The organism is Lentihominibacter sp. (assembly GCF_046951855.1).
Taxonomy (GTDB): Bacteria; Bacillota; Clostridia; order Peptostreptococcales; family Anaerovoracaceae; genus Lentihominibacter; species Lentihominibacter hominis.
In genome coordinates, this window is the sequence record NZ_JBKTXS010000037.1 from 1 (window position 1) to 16,447 (window position 16,447).

General features: G+C 42.0%; 29 protein-coding genes. All 29 read left to right on the forward strand.

Translation table 11 applies throughout. The annotated features are described in order from the left end of the window. Positions 1 to 237: 237 nt before the first annotated feature. Positions 238 to 1,971, forward strand: a complete 1,734-nt coding sequence (locus ACLR96_RS08850) for a hypothetical protein (protein ID WP_177267716.1) — start codon at positions 238 to 240, stop codon at positions 1,969 to 1,971. A gap of 731 nt (positions 1,972 to 2,702) precedes the next feature. Beyond that, positions 2,703 to 3,014, forward strand: a complete 312-nt coding sequence (gene rpsJ / locus ACLR96_RS08855) for a 30S ribosomal protein S10 (RefSeq protein ID WP_177267715.1) — start codon at positions 2,703 to 2,705, stop codon at positions 3,012 to 3,014. 248 nt (positions 3,015 to 3,262) lie between these two features. Then, on the forward strand, positions 3,263 to 3,898 hold the full coding sequence (rplC, locus tag ACLR96_RS08860; protein ID WP_177267714.1) for a 50S ribosomal protein L3: 636 nt from the start codon (positions 3,263 to 3,265) through the stop codon (positions 3,896 to 3,898). 25 nt (positions 3,899 to 3,923) lie between these two features. Then, positions 3,924 to 4,547: a 50S ribosomal protein L4 gene (gene rplD, locus ACLR96_RS08865; protein ID WP_177267713.1), complete on the forward strand. Its 624-nt coding sequence runs from the start codon at positions 3,924 to 3,926 to the stop codon at positions 4,545 to 4,547. Further along, complete coding sequence (rplW, locus tag ACLR96_RS08870; RefSeq protein WP_177267712.1) at positions 4,547 to 4,837, forward strand: 50S ribosomal protein L23; 291 nt, start codon at positions 4,547 to 4,549, stop codon at positions 4,835 to 4,837. Before rplD ends, rplW begins: the two co-directional genes overlap by 1 nt. An 18-nt stretch (positions 4,838 to 4,855) precedes the next feature. Further along, positions 4,856 to 5,689, forward strand: coding sequence for a 50S ribosomal protein L2 (gene rplB / locus ACLR96_RS08875; RefSeq protein ID WP_177267711.1), 834 nt, complete (start codon positions 4,856 to 4,858; stop codon positions 5,687 to 5,689). An 18-nt stretch (positions 5,690 to 5,707) separates the two neighbouring features. Beyond that, positions 5,708 to 5,980: a 30S ribosomal protein S19 gene (gene rpsS / locus ACLR96_RS08880; protein WP_177267710.1), complete on the forward strand. Its 273-nt coding sequence runs from the start codon at positions 5,708 to 5,710 to the stop codon at positions 5,978 to 5,980. 19 nt (positions 5,981 to 5,999) lie between these two features. Further along, a complete protein-coding gene (gene rplV, locus ACLR96_RS08885) occupies positions 6,000 to 6,332 on the forward strand; it encodes a 50S ribosomal protein L22 (protein ID WP_147592666.1) in 333 nt (110 codons plus the stop codon). Positions 6,333 to 6,349: 17 nt separating this feature from the next. Then, positions 6,350 to 7,252, forward strand: a complete 903-nt coding sequence (rpsC, locus tag ACLR96_RS08890; protein WP_177267709.1) for a 30S ribosomal protein S3 — start codon at positions 6,350 to 6,352, stop codon at positions 7,250 to 7,252. Positions 7,253 to 7,277: 25 nt separating this feature from the next. Next, the gene (gene rplP / locus ACLR96_RS08895; RefSeq protein ID WP_177267708.1) at positions 7,278 to 7,712 is read left to right on the forward strand and encodes a 50S ribosomal protein L16; all 435 of its coding nucleotides are present in this window, start codon (positions 7,278 to 7,280) and stop codon (positions 7,710 to 7,712) included. Then, entirely contained in the window at positions 7,712 to 7,915 is a 204-nt protein-coding gene (gene rpmC, locus ACLR96_RS08900) for a 50S ribosomal protein L29 (RefSeq protein ID WP_177267707.1), read from the forward strand. The genes rplP and rpmC overlap by 1 nt, the downstream gene beginning before the upstream one ends. A gap of 18 nt (positions 7,916 to 7,933) precedes the next feature. Continuing rightward, positions 7,934 to 8,194, forward strand: coding sequence for a 30S ribosomal protein S17 (gene rpsQ / locus ACLR96_RS08905; protein WP_177267706.1), 261 nt, complete (start codon positions 7,934 to 7,936; stop codon positions 8,192 to 8,194). A 15-nt stretch (positions 8,195 to 8,209) separates the two neighbouring features. Then, positions 8,210 to 8,578: a 50S ribosomal protein L14 gene (rplN, locus tag ACLR96_RS08910; protein WP_177267705.1), complete on the forward strand. Its 369-nt coding sequence runs from the start codon at positions 8,210 to 8,212 to the stop codon at positions 8,576 to 8,578. A 12-nt stretch (positions 8,579 to 8,590) separates the two neighbouring features. After that, positions 8,591 to 8,896 carry a 50S ribosomal protein L24 gene (rplX, locus tag ACLR96_RS08915; protein WP_177267704.1) on the forward strand — a complete coding sequence of 102 codons (306 nt, stop codon included), beginning with the start codon at positions 8,591 to 8,593 and terminating at the stop codon, positions 8,894 to 8,896. Between the two features lie 17 nt (positions 8,897 to 8,913). Beyond that, a complete protein-coding gene (gene rplE / locus ACLR96_RS08920; protein WP_177267703.1) occupies positions 8,914 to 9,453 on the forward strand; it encodes a 50S ribosomal protein L5 in 540 nt (179 codons plus the stop codon). 90 nt (positions 9,454 to 9,543) lie between these two features. After that, a complete protein-coding gene (locus ACLR96_RS08925) occupies positions 9,544 to 9,729 on the forward strand; it encodes a type Z 30S ribosomal protein S14 (protein WP_177267702.1) in 186 nt (61 codons plus the stop codon). 168 nt (positions 9,730 to 9,897) lie between these two features. Continuing rightward, positions 9,898 to 10,296: a 30S ribosomal protein S8 gene (rpsH, locus tag ACLR96_RS08930; RefSeq protein ID WP_177267701.1), complete on the forward strand. Its 399-nt coding sequence runs from the start codon at positions 9,898 to 9,900 to the stop codon at positions 10,294 to 10,296. Between the two features lie 12 nt (positions 10,297 to 10,308). After that, positions 10,309 to 10,854, forward strand: coding sequence for a 50S ribosomal protein L6 (gene rplF / locus ACLR96_RS08935; RefSeq protein ID WP_177267700.1), 546 nt, complete (start codon positions 10,309 to 10,311; stop codon positions 10,852 to 10,854). An 18-nt stretch (positions 10,855 to 10,872) separates the two neighbouring features. Further along, positions 10,873 to 11,238 carry a 50S ribosomal protein L18 gene (gene rplR / locus ACLR96_RS08940; protein ID WP_177267699.1) on the forward strand — a complete coding sequence of 122 codons (366 nt, stop codon included), beginning with the start codon at positions 10,873 to 10,875 and terminating at the stop codon, positions 11,236 to 11,238. A gap of 15 nt (positions 11,239 to 11,253) precedes the next feature. After that, entirely contained in the window at positions 11,254 to 11,757 is a 504-nt protein-coding gene (gene rpsE, locus ACLR96_RS08945; protein ID WP_177267698.1) for a 30S ribosomal protein S5, read from the forward strand. Positions 11,758 to 11,772: 15 nt separating this feature from the next. Beyond that, the gene (gene rpmD / locus ACLR96_RS08950) at positions 11,773 to 11,955 is read left to right on the forward strand and encodes a 50S ribosomal protein L30 (protein ID WP_177267697.1); all 183 of its coding nucleotides are present in this window, start codon (positions 11,773 to 11,775) and stop codon (positions 11,953 to 11,955) included. A 20-nt stretch (positions 11,956 to 11,975) separates the two neighbouring features. Then, positions 11,976 to 12,416: a 50S ribosomal protein L15 gene (gene rplO / locus ACLR96_RS08955; protein ID WP_177267696.1), complete on the forward strand. Its 441-nt coding sequence runs from the start codon at positions 11,976 to 11,978 to the stop codon at positions 12,414 to 12,416. Between the two features lie 5 nt (positions 12,417 to 12,421). Then, a complete protein-coding gene (gene secY / locus ACLR96_RS08960) occupies positions 12,422 to 13,699 on the forward strand; it encodes a preprotein translocase subunit SecY (protein ID WP_177267765.1) in 1,278 nt (425 codons plus the stop codon). Between the two features lie 34 nt (positions 13,700 to 13,733). After that, a complete protein-coding gene (locus tag ACLR96_RS08965) occupies positions 13,734 to 14,378 on the forward strand; it encodes an adenylate kinase (protein WP_177267695.1) in 645 nt (214 codons plus the stop codon). A 2-nt stretch (positions 14,379 to 14,380) separates the two neighbouring features. Next, the gene (gene map / locus ACLR96_RS08970; RefSeq protein WP_177267694.1) at positions 14,381 to 15,133 is read left to right on the forward strand and encodes a type I methionyl aminopeptidase; all 753 of its coding nucleotides are present in this window, start codon (positions 14,381 to 14,383) and stop codon (positions 15,131 to 15,133) included. 16 nt (positions 15,134 to 15,149) lie between these two features. Further along, positions 15,150 to 15,371: a translation initiation factor IF-1 gene (gene infA, locus ACLR96_RS08975; RefSeq protein WP_147592649.1), complete on the forward strand. Its 222-nt coding sequence runs from the start codon at positions 15,150 to 15,152 to the stop codon at positions 15,369 to 15,371. Positions 15,372 to 15,384: 13 nt separating this feature from the next. Then, a complete protein-coding gene (gene rpmJ / locus ACLR96_RS08980) occupies positions 15,385 to 15,498 on the forward strand; it encodes a 50S ribosomal protein L36 (protein WP_147592648.1) in 114 nt (37 codons plus the stop codon). A 231-nt stretch (positions 15,499 to 15,729) separates the two neighbouring features. Then, complete coding sequence (rpsM, locus tag ACLR96_RS08985; protein WP_177267693.1) at positions 15,730 to 16,098, forward strand: 30S ribosomal protein S13; 369 nt, start codon at positions 15,730 to 15,732, stop codon at positions 16,096 to 16,098. 15 nt (positions 16,099 to 16,113) lie between these two features. Then, a partial coding sequence (gene rpsK, locus ACLR96_RS08990) for a 30S ribosomal protein S11 (RefSeq protein WP_412265676.1) occupies positions 16,114 to 16,447 on the forward strand: 334 nt, incomplete at its 3' end.

The window sequence follows — 16,447 nt, forward strand, 5'->3', positions numbered from 1 at the left end:
TTGTTTCAGATTAAAGCTGTTTTCAGTTTTTTAGCAGTGTATTACTGGTATTGGGGTGGAAATATCGGGATATTGTACAGAAAAAATTATACGCATTATTTATTGATATAGAATGTTAAAAAAATCTTGCAAAATATATAAGGGGGGGGGTATACTTCTTAAAGAGACTATCTTTTTGGGGAATTGTATATAGTCTGCTGTAAGTGTATTAAAATTAAATAGTGTGAAGGAGGAATTATGGACAAGTGTAGAATGAAAAGAAACTTGTTGATGCTGATAGCTGTGTTCATTATGGCAGCGCTTATGATACCTGTGAGTGTGTCTGCAGCAGGAACGGTAAGCGTTTCAATAGGAGGAGTGGAACTCTCTGATGGGGAAAATCTTGTCGGAGATGGGACGGCCTTATTGGATAAAGCTAATAAGACGCTTACTCTTAAAAATGTATCCTTGGAAAAGCAGGTGAGCATTGAAAAAGCTGACGGGGAATTTAATATCACAATTGAAGGCAGTTGTTTCGTAGGAAGTGAAAAGCTTCCGATTGAGGGGACTGCTATTTGGGGGGATAATTCTGTATCAGCGCTGAATATTGATATCAATGAGGGCGCTGTACTTTCTCTTTATTCTAAAGGAGGTAATAGTGTATATGCTTCTGGCGGTGATTTGAATATTTCGGGACCGGGAAAACTGGTGGCAGAGTCAGTATCAGGACAGAATGGGGCGTTTCCTCCTGTATGTGCGAGCAATGATATTTTTCTGAAAGGCGGTTTGAATGCGCATCTTGTTTCTGATTGGCATGGGATATATACCGGTGGAGGAGACATATATGTTGAAGATTCAGCGGTAGATATTGATGCAGAAGGTGCGGGAATATTTTCTCAGTCAGATCCATCATCTATAGTCCTGAAAAACAGTAAGCTGAATATTGATGTGTATACAGAGGCGGCAGTATTTTGCGAATCAGGAAGTATTATTGTAGACAATACTAAAATGGATGTAAGCAGCAGTCTTGAAAAATTCCCTCTTGATCCTGACGATCCGGATTCTGATTCTGATTATGTAGGATATGTTTTGTATAGCGGGAGTGATATTACAATAAAAGGAGCTGACACAGAAATAAAAGGAAAGACGGGCCTGGGGATTTCCGCTGATGGCGGCAAAGTCAGCATTGAAGGCGGTAACATAGATATGGAGACTATGGATGTATCTATTTTGGGATGGGACGGAATAGATATCACAGGCGGAATTGTTAACCTTTATTCTGAAACGCAGAGCGCAATTCTGGCTCGTAGCGGAGCGCTTACTATTACAGGAAATGGCACAAAAATTACAGCAGCCTCCAATAATAAAGATATTGCAACTATACGTAATTTTTCAGATGGAGGAATTCATCTTGACGCCGATGTAACTGCTGAAAATAAAGCTGGCGGAAGACCTTTTGAAGGAGTTAAAAAAGACCTCTCTGTAGCTATAACAATGGGTGATGGATTCAGTGCTGTTGGACTGAAAGTTTATACGACAGAAAAAGGTCATTCCTATTTCATCAAGGCGGATTCAGAGACAAATGAGCCTGTCACAGGCTCAGTAGAAGTTTGCGGACATGTATGGAAAGAACCTATATGGGCATGGGGGAATGATAATTCCTCTGCATCAGCAACATTTATATGCGAAAAAGATGCTGATCATAAAGAATCGGTAGTAGCTCAGATAATCAGCCAAACTACTGAAGCAACTTTTGATAAAGACGGAAAAATCATATATACTGCAACAGTAGATTTTGAAGGTAAACAGTATACTGATGAAAAAGTTCAGGTTATTCCTGCGCTGGGAACCGGAGGAGAAACAGTGCAGCCGGAAAAAGACGATGAAAGTGCAGCAACAGGAGATGGCAGCAATATGGTTCTTTGGGCGGTATTGCTTTTGGCAGCGGGAACGACAGGAACAGTAGTTTATAATAGACGCAAGAATGCGTAATTATCTTATGAGAAACCGGTGAAAGATTTTTGCTTCAAGGTATTCTGAGAGTAGATAGTTTAAGTGATAAGGAAGATCTGCAGCAGTTTAAAAAAACTGTTTCGGATCTTTTTTCATATACAAAAAAGATTTGTTATCAGAAAATCTTTTGAGATATGAGAAAGATTTCATAGCGATTTGCAGGTATATGGGAAAATCAGGGATTTGTATCTTTTCTTTTTTAGTTATGCAATCTTATTGAGGTCTTTTTTTCGCAAAGCAAAAAATAATGAAGCGTTATGGTGTAAACAAAAGGATTGCTCCTGTCAAAAAAGAAACACAACGATACGTGTGCGTGTAAAAGACCATATAAACATTGAAAATACAAGATTTTTAATGAACAAAAAACATAAAAAACTTTTCTTAAAACTATTGCATAAATTTGAATAATGTTATATACTACAAAGGCTTGTGTAAGGCGATGAGGTGGGAAGTTACCTTGCTATAGGAGAATTTTCACTGAGAATTGTCCCCACAAAAGATGGGGGCGAAGGGATTCGCTGATTTTTTGTTTTGTGTAAAATATAGGGAACACACGAAACCGTGTACGAAGCAAGCGAAACCACTGTGCACGCGCTGAGAACCGCCGAAACTGCGGCTTCGGGAGGAACTCGTAAGTGGGAAAATCAAGTTTTAAAGAACCCCTTGTACGAGCATAGCGAAAACAGTACAAAAAATTTAGGAGGAAAGAAATGAGCGAATTACAAAAAATCAGAATTAAGCTTAAAGCTTATGATCACGCACTTCTTGATCAGTCTGCAGCTAAAATTGTTGAGACTGCCAAGAAAACAGGCGCCGAAGTCTCCGGCCCTATTCCGCTTCCTACAGAGAAGGAAGTGGTTACTATTTTGAGAGCTGTTCACAAATATAAGGATTCAAGAGAACAGTTCGAACAGAGAACACATAAGAGACTGATCGACATTACAAGTGCTACGGCAAGAACAACAGACGCGTTGACTAAACTGGATCTGCCGGCAGGTGTCGATATCGAAATCAAGCTCTAACAGACAAGAGCGATGTTAAATAAAAAGCGAAGGGAACTCCCTTAGTATGAGCAGACCTTAAGAATTGTGGTGAAAACCGCAGGGCTTGCGCAGTAGCTTTCAGCCAAATCAGAGATTTGGGAAAGACTTGCAGCAGATCTGCCGCGATTTTCAGGACAAATCGGGCTAGGGCTTGCTCCGCTGTAAGAAATGATTGTGCCTGAGTTCCGGAGGCGGGACGAAAGGACAAGGAGGAGGAAAAATAAACCATGAAAACAATTTTAGGTAAAAAGATGGGCATGACTCAGATCTTTACCGAGCATGGTACAGTAGTACCTGTAACGGTAGTAGAAGCTGGTCCTATGACGGTAACACAGATAAAGACTGTCGAGACTGATGGATACAATGCGGTACAGTTCGGTTATGAAGATGCAAAACCGCAGAGAGTCAATAAGCCTATGACAGGACATTTCGACAAAAATGAAATTGCTCCTAAGAAACATTTGGCAGAGTTCAGACCCGAAGAAGGTGAGACTTATGAAATCGGTCAGCAGATAACAGTTGCAGATTTTGAAGCCGGAAAGAAGCTGGATGTAACAGGAACTTCAAAGGGTAAAGGAACTCAGGGTAATATTAAAAGACACGGACACCACAGAGGTCCTATGAGCCACGGCTCAAAGCACAAGAGACTTGCCGGAGCTCTGGCAGCCGGTACTTATCCTTCAAGAGTATTTAAGGGTAACGCAGGTCCGGGAAGAATGGGTCGCGAAACAGTGACTGTTCAGAACGTTGAACTGGTAAAAGTTATAGAAGAGCAGAACCTTATGCTGATAAAGGGCGCGGTTCCCGGAAATAAAGGCGGAATCGTTCGTATCCAGTATGCAGTTAAAGGTCAGAACAAATAGATGACTTCAGGAAGGAGGAAGTAAGATGTCAAAAGTGACAATGCTAAACATGGCAGGTCAGGAAGCCGGACAGATCGAATTAAAAGATGAGATATTCGGCATCGAACCAAACCAGAATGCAGTTCATGCAGTAATAAAAAACATTTTAGCCAACAGAAGACAGGGAACACAGTCTGCTAAAACCAGAGCTGAAGTCAGAGGAGGAGGCAGAAAACCTTTCAGACAGAAAGGTACAGGCCGACACAGACAGGGAAGCACGACAGACCCTTCACAGGTAGGAGGAGGTGTGGTATTTGCACCGAAGCCAAGAAGCTACAGATACACATTGCCTAAGAAGTTAAGAAGGCTGGCGATGTTGTCGGCGCTTTCTTCAAAAGCTGCTGAAAATGAGCTTATCGTTATGGACGAGATTAAGTTCGATCAGCCTAAGACAAAGGAAATGATAAAAATGCTGGAAAACGTAAAAGCCGGCAAAAAGGCATTAATCGTAATGGCTGAAAAGGACGAAAACACAATAAGGTCCGCAGCCAACATCCAGGGAGTAAGAACAGCTCTTGTTACAACAATGAACGTATATGACATTATCAATCATACGAACTTCATCGTAACAAAAGAAGCCGTAAAAAAGATTGAGGAGGTGTACTCATAATGAAAACGCCTTACGATGTAATAATAAAGCCTGTTATTTCGGAAAAAAGTATGGAAGATGCGCAGGTTAAAAAATACACATTCAAGGTTGCAGTAGACGCTAACAAGACAGAAGTCAAGAATGCGGTTGAAGAGATTTTTGATGTGGAAGTCGCTAAAGTGAATATCATGAACGTTGTAGGAAAACAGAAGAGAATGGGAAGATACGTAGGTATGACCGCGGCCAGCAAGAAAGCGATCGTAACTCTTACAGAAAAAAGTAAGGAAATCGAATTCTTCCAGAGTCTGTAATATAGGAGGTAGGAAACGATGGGAATTAAAAAATACAATCCGACCAGTCCTGGTTTGAGAGGCATGACGGTTTCCACTTTCGAGGAAATCACTTGTGATAAACCGGAAAAGTCGCTTACAGTAACTCTTAAAAAGCACTCGGGAAGAAATTCAAGAGGTAAGATCACTGTAAGACATAGAGGCGGCGGATACAGACCTAAGTACAGAATAATAGATTTTAAGAGAAATAAAGACGGAATACCGGGAACTGTAGCCACTATAGAATATGATCCTAACAGAACAGCCAATATAGCTCTTATCAATTATGCGGATGGTGAAAAGAGATATATCATCGCTCCAAACAAGCTGACTGTAGGTTCGGTAATAGAGTCAGGCGCGGAAGCCGACATCAAGATCGGTAACGCTCTGCCGCTGGCAAACATCCCTGTGGGTACAGTGATACACAACGTTGAGCTTAAGCCGGGAAAAGGCGGACAGATGGTAAGATCTGCAGGAAACGGCGCGCAGCTCATGGCTAAAGAAGGAAATTTCGCACAGGTGAGACTGCCTTCCGGCGAAGTTAGAAAAGTAAGAATCGAATGCAGAGCCACTATCGGTGAAGTAGGCAATCTCGATCATCAGAATATCCAGATTGGTAAAGCCGGAAGAAAAAGACATATGGGCATAAGACCTACTGTCAGAGGTTCTGTAATGAACCCTAATGATCACCCACACGGCGGTGGTGAAGGTAGAGCAAGTATCGGTAGGGTAAGTCCTGTTACACCTTGGGGTAAACCTGCTCTCGGATATAAGACGAGAAAAAAGAAGAAAGATTCAAACAGATATATCGTAAAGGGTAGAAGAGAAAAATAGTAGGAAGGAGCATAAACAATGGGTAGATCACTTAAAAAGGGTCCTTTCGTAAACGCTAAGCTGCTTAAGGCGATAGAAGAGCTGAATGCGGCTAACGATAAGAAAGTAATCAAGACATGGTCAAGACCATCCACAATATTCCCGCAGATGGTGGGACACACGATCGCAGTGCATGATGGAAGAAAGCATGTCCCTGTATATATCACAGAAGACATGGTAGGTCACAGGCTGGGAGAATTTGCTCCTACAAGAACCTACAGAGGACACTCTGCGGATAAGAAAGTAGATTAAGAAAAGGAGATAATTGAGAATGGAAGCAAAAGCAATTGCAAAATATGTAAGAATGTCTCCTATCAAGCTTAAGCCTGTTACTGATCTGGTAAGAGGAAAAGATTTAAACGAGGCATTGAACATTTTGAAGTTCACTCCCGGAAAAGGAGCAGAAATAGTAGAGAAGGTTGTTAAATCAGCTGCTGCAAACGCAGATGTCAAAGAAATGAATACGGACAATCTTTATGTCGCTGAAGTTTATGCTAACCAGGGACCGACTATGAAAAGATGGAGAGCCGGATCACAAGGCAGAGCATCAATAATCTTGAAGAGAAGCAGTCATGTAGGCGTTACTCTTAAGGAAAAGAATTAAGATAGGAGGTTCGATTAATGGGTCAGAAAGTAAGTCCTCATGGATTGAGAGTAGGCGTAATAAAAGATTGGGATTCAAAATGGTATGCTGATAAGAATAAATTTGCAGATTACCTTGTTGAAGATAATAAAGTAAGAGAATTCGTAAAGAAAAAGCTGTATACTGCAGGAGTATCAAAGATTTTGCTTGAAAGAGCGGCAGAAAACAAATTAAAAGTAATTGTTCTTACAGCTAAGCCGGGCATGGTTATCGGAAGATCCGGAACAGGTATCGATGATCTTAAGGCAGAGCTTGAAAAGATGACTAAGAAAACGATTCTCATAGATATTAAAGAAGTAAGAAGAGCGGAATTAGACGCGCAGCTTACAGCTGAAAGCATTGCTCAGGCTCTTGAACGAAGAGTTTCATTCAGAAGAGCCATGAAGCAGGCTATCGGCAGAACTATGAAGGCCGGTGCTAAGGGAATCAAAGTTTTAGCGTCAGGAAGACTTGGCGGCGCAGAAATCGCAAGAAATGAAAAGTACAGCGAAGGTAACGTGCCACTTCATACACTGAGAGCTGACATCGACTATGGCTTCGCAGAAGCAGATACAACTTACGGCAAATTAGGCGTAAAGGTTTGGATAAACCACGGAGAAATTCTTGACAAAGGCCTTAAGAGCCCTGTTCCTGAAGAAAAGAAGGACAGAAGAGACGGCAAAAAGAGAGGCGACAGGCGTCAGAGAAGAGATGGTGAAAGAAGACCTCGAAGAGATGACAGAAGAAATGAGAGAAATGAGATTCCTAAGGCTGTTAACCAGAGAGTAAGAAAGGTTAAGAAAGTTGAACCTGCAGAGGAGGCAGCTGCAGCTCAGGAAGCACAAGTTCAAGAAGCACAGACTACTGCTGAAGCACCTGCGTCAGCAGAAGCCAACGAATAGACATTAGTGAAAGGAGGACGTCGTCATGTTAATGCCAAAGCGCGTTAAACGCAGAAGAGTCCACAGAGGCAGAATGAAAGGCAAGGCTACAAAAGGCAATACTGTCACTTATGGTGATTATGGTCTTGCCGCAACGGAATGTGGATGGATAACTTCAAATCAGATAGAAGCAGCCAGAATAGCTATGACCAGATCTGTTAAGAGAGGTGGTAAGGTTTACATCAAAATCTTCCCTCATAAACCAGTGACTAAGAAACCTGCAGAAGTACGTATGGGTTCCGGTAAAGGTGCTCCTGAGTATTGGGTAGCAGTAGTAAAACCAGGCAGAGTTATGTTTGAGATCGAAGGTGTTACAGAGGATCAGGCAAGAGAAGCGATGAGACTTGCAGCACACAAACTGCCGGTTAAGTGTAAATTTGCCATCAAAGGCCAGGAATTAGCAAAGGGTGGTGAAGCATAATGGAATTGAAGAAAATCAGAGAAATGTCAGAAGCGGAACTGAATGCAGAGTTAACAAAGATGAAAAAAGATCTTTTTAATCTCAGATTCCAGCACGTTACAGGTCAGCTCGAAAATCCGATAAAAATGCGTGAAACAAAGAGAGATATCGCCAGAGTTAAGACCATTATCAGAGAAAAAGAACTTGCAAAGGCTCAAGGATAACGGAAAGGAGGATGTATTATGGCAGTTGAAAGAAACAGAAGAAAGACAAGAGTTGGCATGGTTGTAAGCGACAAGATGGATAAGACAATTGTCGTAGCCGTTGAAGACTTCGTAAGACATTCCCTTTACGGAAAGGCTGTAAAGAGAACTAAGAAGGTCAAGGCTCACGACGAGAACAATGAATGCCAGATCGGTGATAAAGTTAGAATTATGGAAACAAGACCTCTGTCCAAAGATAAGAGATGGAGACTTGTTAATATTGTTGAGAAAGTGAAGTAAAGGAGGCGCCTAACAATGATTCAGACTGAAACAAGATTAAAGGTTGCTGACAACTCCGGCGCTAAAGAACTTTTATGTATACGTATTTTAGGCGGAACAAGCCGTCAGTATGCCAATATCGGTGATGTGATCGTTTGCGCAGTGAAGGATGCGACACCGGGTGGAGTTGTAAAGAAAGGCGAAGTAGTCAGAGCCGTTGTTGTAAGAACGAAGCATGGTGCCAGAAGAGCAGACGGCAGCTATGTGAAGTTTGACCAGAATGCAGCAGTAATTATAAAGGAAGATTTACAACCGGTTGGAACCCGTATTTTCGGCCCTGTAGCAAGAGAGCTGAGAGAGAAGGGCTTCATGAAGATAGTGTCCTTGGCACCGGAAGTATTATAGGAGGTGTACGAGATGCGAATTAAGAAGGATGACACAGTAATCGTGCTTGCCGGTAAAGATAAAGGTACAATCGGTAAAGTATTGAAAGCTATGCCTAAAGAGGGCAAAGTAATAGTAGAAGGTGTTAATGTTCAGACAAAACATCAGAAGCAGACTCAGAAAGAAGCTGCTGAGATAAAGCATCAGGAAGGGCCGATTGATGTTTCGAACGTTATGTACTACGATACGAAAGCAAAACAGCCGAGCAGAGTCGGCTATAAAGCAGAAGACGGTAAGAAGGTCAGAATAGCTAAAAAGACCGGAGCCGTAATAGACTAAGAAAGGAGGAGACGATTTTGGCAAGATTAAAGGAATCTTATAAAAACGACGTGTTCCCGGCATTGATGGAACAGTTTAAATATGACAACGTAATGGAAGTACCTAAGCTTGAAAAGGTTACTATCAACATGGGACTTGGTGAAGCTAAGGAAAACGCCAAGATATTGGAGAGTGCCGTTGAGGAGATCAGTCTGATAGCAGGCCAGAGACCTGTGGTAACAAGGGCGAGAAAGTCTATCGCAAACTTTAAAGTAAGACAGGGAATGCCTGTAGGCGCCAAAGTTACTTTAAGAGGCGAAAACATGTATACCTTCATCGACAAGCTTTTCAACATCGCTCTTCCGAGAGTAAGAGACTTCAAAGGAGTAAGCAAGAATTCATTTGACGGAAGAGGAAATTACTCAATGGGTATCAAGGAACAGCTGATATTCCCTGAGATCAACTATGATAAGGTTGATACCATAAAAGGAATGAACATCGTATTCACTACAACGGCTGATACTGATGAAGAAGCAGCAGCATTGCTGGCAGGACTTGGTTTGCCGTTTGAAAAGTAAAGAAATTACCATTGATAACGGAGTTGCCGTGAGGTAAATTTCTTTGAAATTTCCTCGACTACGCTCGAAAATTATAATAGGAGGGAAAGAATGGCTAAAACATCTCTCAAAGTGAAGCAGCAGAGAAAACCTAAGTTTTCAACACGTGCGTATTCAAGATGCAGAATATGCGGAAGACCACATTCAGTGCTGAGAAAATATGGTATTTGCCGTATTTGCTTCAGAGAGCTTGCTTATAAGGGTGAGATCCCTGGTGTTAAAAAGGCAAGCTGGTAAAAATATAAGTTAAAACTACTATCCGTAAAGTTGCGGTTTACGAGACGTCGTTGGTCGCCACGCGCTGAAGCGCTGCGACATATGACGGCGCACATTCCATCACTCTGCTCTTAGGAGCAATCGTGAGGACAAGTGCTGCAATACTAACGGAGGAAGGAGAACAGAATAATGACAATGACAGATCCTATTGCAGATATGCTGACGAGAATCAGGAATGCAAATACTGCAGGTCATAAGACAGTTGATATCCCGGCGTCAAAGATGAAGAAGGCAATAGCTGGGATATTGAAGGAAGAAGGATATATCGAGGATTTTGCTGTAGCTGAAGATAATAAGCAGGGTGTTATAACAGTTACAATGAAGTATGGTCCTAATAAAGAAAAGGTTATAAGCGGAATAAGAAAGATTTCAAAGCCGGGTCTTAAGTCATATGCTAAGGCTAATGAAATCCCAAGAGTTTTAGGAGGCTTAGGCATCGCAGTAATCTCCACTTCAAAGGGTGTTATCAGCGATAAAGAAGCAAGAAAACTTGGAATCGGCGGAGAAGTAATTTGTTATGTATGGTAGGAGGAAATAAAAATGTCAAGAATAGGTAAAAAACCCATCAATCTTCCTGCCGGCGTAGAGGTCAAAGTAGACGATAAAAATGTCGTTACGGTGAAAGGCCCTAAAGGCGAATTGCAGGAAAAGGTCAGCGAATTATTAACTATAGAAAATAAAGACAATGTAGTTACAGTATCAAGAACAGGTGACGATGCTGAGAGAAGAGCTCAGCACGGTCTGGCAAGAGCCCTTATAAGCAATATGGTGATCGGCGTTACTGAAGGTTATGAAAAGAAACTTCAGCTTGTGGGCGTTGGTTATAAAGCTGAGAAAAAGGGAAAGAAGCTGGTTATGAATCTCGGTTACTCACATCCTGTAGAGATGGAGGATCCTGACGGGATCACAACAGAGGCACCGGATGCTACAACTATTATCGTTAAAGGTATAGACAAAGCGAAGGTCGGAAACTATGCTGCGAATATCAGAGCTTGGAGAATACCTGAACCTTACAAAGCTAAAGGTATCAGATACGAAGACGAATATATCCGCAGAAAAGAAGGTAAGACCGGGGCTTCATCATAAAGAAAGGAGTAAAATAAAATGGCTAAAGAAAGCAGAAATGATAAGCGTGTCGCCAGACATCAGAGAATTAGAAAAAACGTTTATGGAACTCCTGAGAAGCCTAGACTTTGCGTTTTCAGAAGTAGTAAGAATATTTCCGTTCAGGTTATCGACGATGTAAACGGAGTTACACTTGCTTCAGCATCGACTGTCGACAAGGAATTAAAGTCCGTAATCGGATACGGCGGTAACAAAGATGCTGCAAAAGCAGTAGGAGAAGCTATTGCAAAGAGAGCACTTGCTAAAGGTATAGAAGAAGTTACCTTTGACAGAGGCGGATTCCTTTATCACGGAAGAGTTAAGGAACTGGCTGACGGTGCTCGTGAAGCAGGTTTGAAGTTCTAACAGGAGGTAAGTTGAATGCGAAATACTATAGATGTATCAAAGCTGGACTTAAACGAAACTATCGTAAGCATAAGACGTGTTGCCAAAACCGTTAAGGGCGGAAGAAACATGCGATTCAGTGTTACAGTAGTAGTAGGTGACGGAGACGGACACGTAGGAGTTGGTCTCGGTAAGGCTCAGGAGATTCCTGAAGCAGTAAGAAAAGCTACAGAAGATGCAAAGAAGAACATTATATCGGTTTCTACAGTAGGAACTACGATTCCTCACAGAAATCTTGGTATTTTCGGCGCTGGAAAAGTGCTGCTGATGCCGGCTGCTCCGGGTACCGGAGTAATTGCGGGTTCATCGGTTCGTACTGTTTTAGAAGCGGCGGGTATTAAGGATATAAGAGCTAAGTCCATCGGCTCCAATAATACCGGAAACATGGCTTATGCAACATTAGTCGGACTTAAGAGCCTTATGACTTTGGAAGAAGTCGCAGCTAAAAGAGGAAAGACTAAGGAAGAGATTTTAGGATAGAGGGAGGAAGAAACAATGGCAAAGATGATTAAGATCACATTGACAAAAAGTGTTATTGGCGCTTCCCCAAAGCAGAAAAAAGTTGTAGAAGCGTTGGGACTTAAGAAGATGCACCAGTCAGTAGAACTTGTTGACTCCCCTGTAACAAGAGGAGCGATAAACAAAGTACCGCATCTTTTGACTGTAGAAGAACTATAGGATAGGAGGTGACGGATAAAATGAAACTTCATGAATTAAAAGCTGTTCCTGGTGCTACTAAGGCACCTAAGAGAAAAGGCCGTGGTACAGCGACAGGTCAGGGAACTACTGCCGGAAGAGGTATGAACGGACAGAACTCAAGAAGCGGAGGCGGTGTGAGACCTGGCTTTGAAGGCGGACAGATGCCTCTTTACAGAAGAATTCCAAAGAGAGGATTTACTAATATCTGGAGAACAGAATACACTGCTTTGAACGTTGAGGATCTCAATAGATTTGATGCGGGAACGGTAATCACACCGCAGCTTCTGGCAGAAGCCGGCATAGTTAAGCAGGTTAAAGACGGAATAAAGATTTTAGGAAATGGAACTATCGAGAAGAACTTTACTGTTCAGGCTCATAAGTTCAGCAAGACTGCAGTAGAGAAAATAGAAGCTGCCGGAGGAAAGGCAGAGGTGATCTAATGGAGATGATCAGAACAGTCGCTAAAGCTTGGAATATTCCTGATATCAGGAAGAAAATCATATTTACGCTTGTTATGCTGTTGATTTTCAGAATAGGCTCCCAGATCCCCGTTCCGGGAATTGACAGAGAGATTCTTGCCCAAACCTTTGATAGCGAAACAGGACTTTTTGCTCTGTTTAATCTGTTCTCGGGAGGCGCATTCAGTAACTTTACTATATTTGCGTTAAGTATCACGCCATATATTACGGCCTCCATCATTCTCCAGCTTTTGACAATAGCCGTCCCTTCACTGGAAAGATTGGCAAAAGAGGGAACCGAAGGAAGAAAAAAAATTGCTCAGTACACTCGTTATCTTACGGTTGTTCTGGCGATCATACAGGCGATAGGTGTTTCGATAGGGCTCTTCAGACAGGCTCTTATCAGCACCGACGTCTTTTCGGTAGCCGTGATAGTTCTGGTGCTTACAGCAGGAACATCATTCCTGATGTGGTTGGGTGAGCAAATAAACGAATACGGTATCGGAAACGGTATATCGTTGATAATATTCGCAGGAATAGTTTCAAGACTGCCTGCTGCTATCCAAGAAATATGGGTAAAGTTACAGGATGGCAGCATGAGTATCGTTACACTGATAATATTCGTGCTGTTCTGCGTTCTGGTAATCGTAGGCATCATAGAAGTTCAGCAAGGTCAGAGAAGAATCCCGGTTCAGTATGCTAAGAGAGTTGTGGGAAGAAAGATGTATGGGGGGCAGGCCACTCATATTCCGCTTAAGGTAAATCAGGCAGGTGTTATTCCCGTAATATTCGCTATGTCATTCCTACAATTTCCACTTACAATTACGTACTTTATGGACAGTGACAGCGGTGCTGCGGCTTGGATTGAAAAATGGCTTTCCCCTACAGGAACACCGGGTGTTTGGGTATATGCGATTTTTAACATAGTTTTAATAATCTTCTTCACTTACTTCTATACATCTGTGACTTTCAATCCTTTGGAAGTAGCTCAGAATATGAAAGCAAACGGAGGATTTATACCTGGTATAAGACCGGGAAAAGCTACGGTTGAATACTTAAACAGAGTTATGACAAGAATTACCTTTGTAGGAGCATTGTTCTTGGCAGCAGTAGCTATACTTCCTACAGTAGTGAGTCAGTTGGGAGGACTTAATTTCCACTTTGGAGGGACTTCACTTCTGATAGCGGTAGGGGTAGCTCTGGATACTATGAAACAGCTGGAGCAGCAGATGGTAATGAGAAACTATCAAGGTTTCTTAAAATAAATATTCCTTAAAAGAATTAGTGGAGGTAGTAAGTATGAATTTAATATTATTAGGCCCTCCGGGAGCCGGAAAAGGTACCCAGGCAGCCAAGATAATCGAGAAATACAATATTCCTCATATATCAACAGGTGATATCTTCAGAGCTAATATCAAGGAAGGTACTGAACTTGGCAAGAAAGCCCAGGAATATATGAATAAAGGTGAATTGGTTCCCGATGAACTGGTGGTAGAGATCGCTACAGACAGACTCAAAGCGGATGACTGCAAAGACGGATTTCTTCTTGATGGATTCCCGAGAACAGTATTTCAAGCTGAAAAGCTTGATGAATTTCTTGCAGGACAGGGCAAGAAGATAGATCATGTTCTGGATATAGATGTAAATAAAGAGGAGCTTATGATAAGGCTCACAGGAAGAAGAGTCTGCAAGACTTGCGGAGCATCCTTCCATGTTGTGAACATCCCTCCTAAAGTTGAAGGTATCTGCGATGTGTGCGGGGCAGCCCTTATTCAGAGAGCTGATGACAATGAGGAGACAGCTGCCAACAGGATCGAAGTTTATAATAACGAAACCAAACCGCTCATAGATTACTATGAAAAAGCCGGAAACATATCACATATAGACGGTACGATAGGTCTGGAAAACGTATTCAATGCTATAGTGGATATATTAGGTGAGTAAGCATGATTATTATTAAATCGGATCAGGAAGTAGATTTGATGAGAGAGTCGGGGAAGGTGACAGGATTTATTCTGAAAGAACTTGAAAGTTTCATCAGACCCGGCATATCTACCGCGGATATAGACAAATTTGTTGAAGACACTATAAGAAAAAACGGAATGATACCTACCTTTAAAGGGTATGGCGGATTTCCTGCCAGCGCATGTGTATCGATAAACGATGAAGTTGTGCATGGTATTCCTGAAAAGAAGAGAATCATTAAAGAAGGCGACATCGTCAGCGTAGATGTAGGATCTACTTATAAAGGATATGTCAGCGATGCTGCGAGAACGTATGGTGTAGGCCAGATAAGTGATATCGCGCAGAAGCTCATAGATGCAACGAGAGACAGTTTTTTTTCCGGTCTTGAGTTTTGCAAGGTTGGTTGCAGGCTGTCAGATATTTCTCATGCAATCCAGACTAAAGCAGAAAGTGAAGGATTTTCTGTGATACGGGATTTCGTAGGACACGGCGTGGGACAGAATATGCATGAAGAACCGCAGATTCCTAATTACGGCAAAGCAGGGAGAGGTCCGAGACTTGCAAAAGGTATGGTCTTTGCTATCGAGCCTATGATATGCGAAGGCGGATATGATGTCAGGACTCTTTCTAATGACTGGACTGTAGTTACTTTGGACGGTAAGCTGTCAGCCCATTATGAGAATACTGTGGTTATAACCGATGGTGAGCCTGAATTGCTCACTTTGGCTGACTAAAAGCGAGGTGTTAAAAATGGCGAAGAAGGATGTCATAGAAGCGGAAGGTAAGGTAATTGAAGCGCAACCTAACGCAATGTTCATTGTAGAACTTGAAACCGGGCATAAAGTATTAGCACATGTTTCCGGTAAAATAAGAACTAATTATATCAGAATTATCCCCGGGGATAAGGTGAAAGTAGAATTATCACCGTATGATCTTACCAGAGGCAGGATCACATGGAGAGGCAAAGCGTAGAAGGAGGATTAAAATGAAAGTCAGAGCTTCCGTAAAGCCTATCTGCGAAAAGTGTAAGGTAATCAAGAGAAAAGGCAAGGTAATGGTTATCTGTGAAAATCCTAAGCATAAGCAGAGACAGGGCTAAAAGAAAAAGAATTTCTATCGGGTTAAAAGAATGCCTGATTGTAAGGCAGTGGCTTTTAACTAAACAAGGTTTATAGAAAAAATAGTTTGTGTATACATTTTATGTATAAGCATAGATATTTTTTCCATATAAATATATGTGTAACATAAAAGAACATCCCGTTTATATTACGACCGCCGACATAAGTCTTCGGTGTGGATACGTGACGGAAGATGGGAATAGGAGGAAAATATGGCTCGTATAGCCGGTGTAGACTTACCAAACGAAAAAAGAATCGAAGCAGGTCTCACCTATATCTACGGTATAGGCTGGGCGACTTCAAGAACAATCTTAGAAAAGACCGGAATAAACCCTGACACAAGGGTAAAAGATCTCACAGAAGATGAGGCCGGTAAGATCAGAAAAGTTATTGAATCCGATTACATGGTGGAAGGTGATCTCAGAAGAGATGTCAATATGAACATCAAGAGACTCATGGAGATCGGATGTTACAGAGGGATCAGACACAGAAGAGGTCTCCCTGTAAGGGGTCAGAAGACCAAGACAAACGCCAGAACAAGAAAAGGTCCTAAAAAGACTGTAGGAAGAAAGAAGAAGTAAAGGAGGTAGATTGATATGGCTAAAGCTGTAAAAAAGGCTGTTAGAAAGAAAAGAAAAGAACGTAAAAATGTTGAAAAAGGCCAGGCTCATATTCAGGCTACCTTTAACAATACATTGGTGACCCTGACTGATATGGCAGGAAATGCCCTCTCATGGTCGAGCGCAGGTTCGCTGGGCTTCAAGGGTTCAAGAAAGTCAACTCCGTTTGCTGCGCAATCAGCTGCTGAAGAAGCTGCAAAGGGAGCTATGGAGCACGGGTTAAAGACAGTAGAAGTTTATGTAAAAGGCCCTGGATCCGGCAGAGAAGCAGCTATTAGAGCTCTTCAGACTGCAGGTCTTGAAATCACGA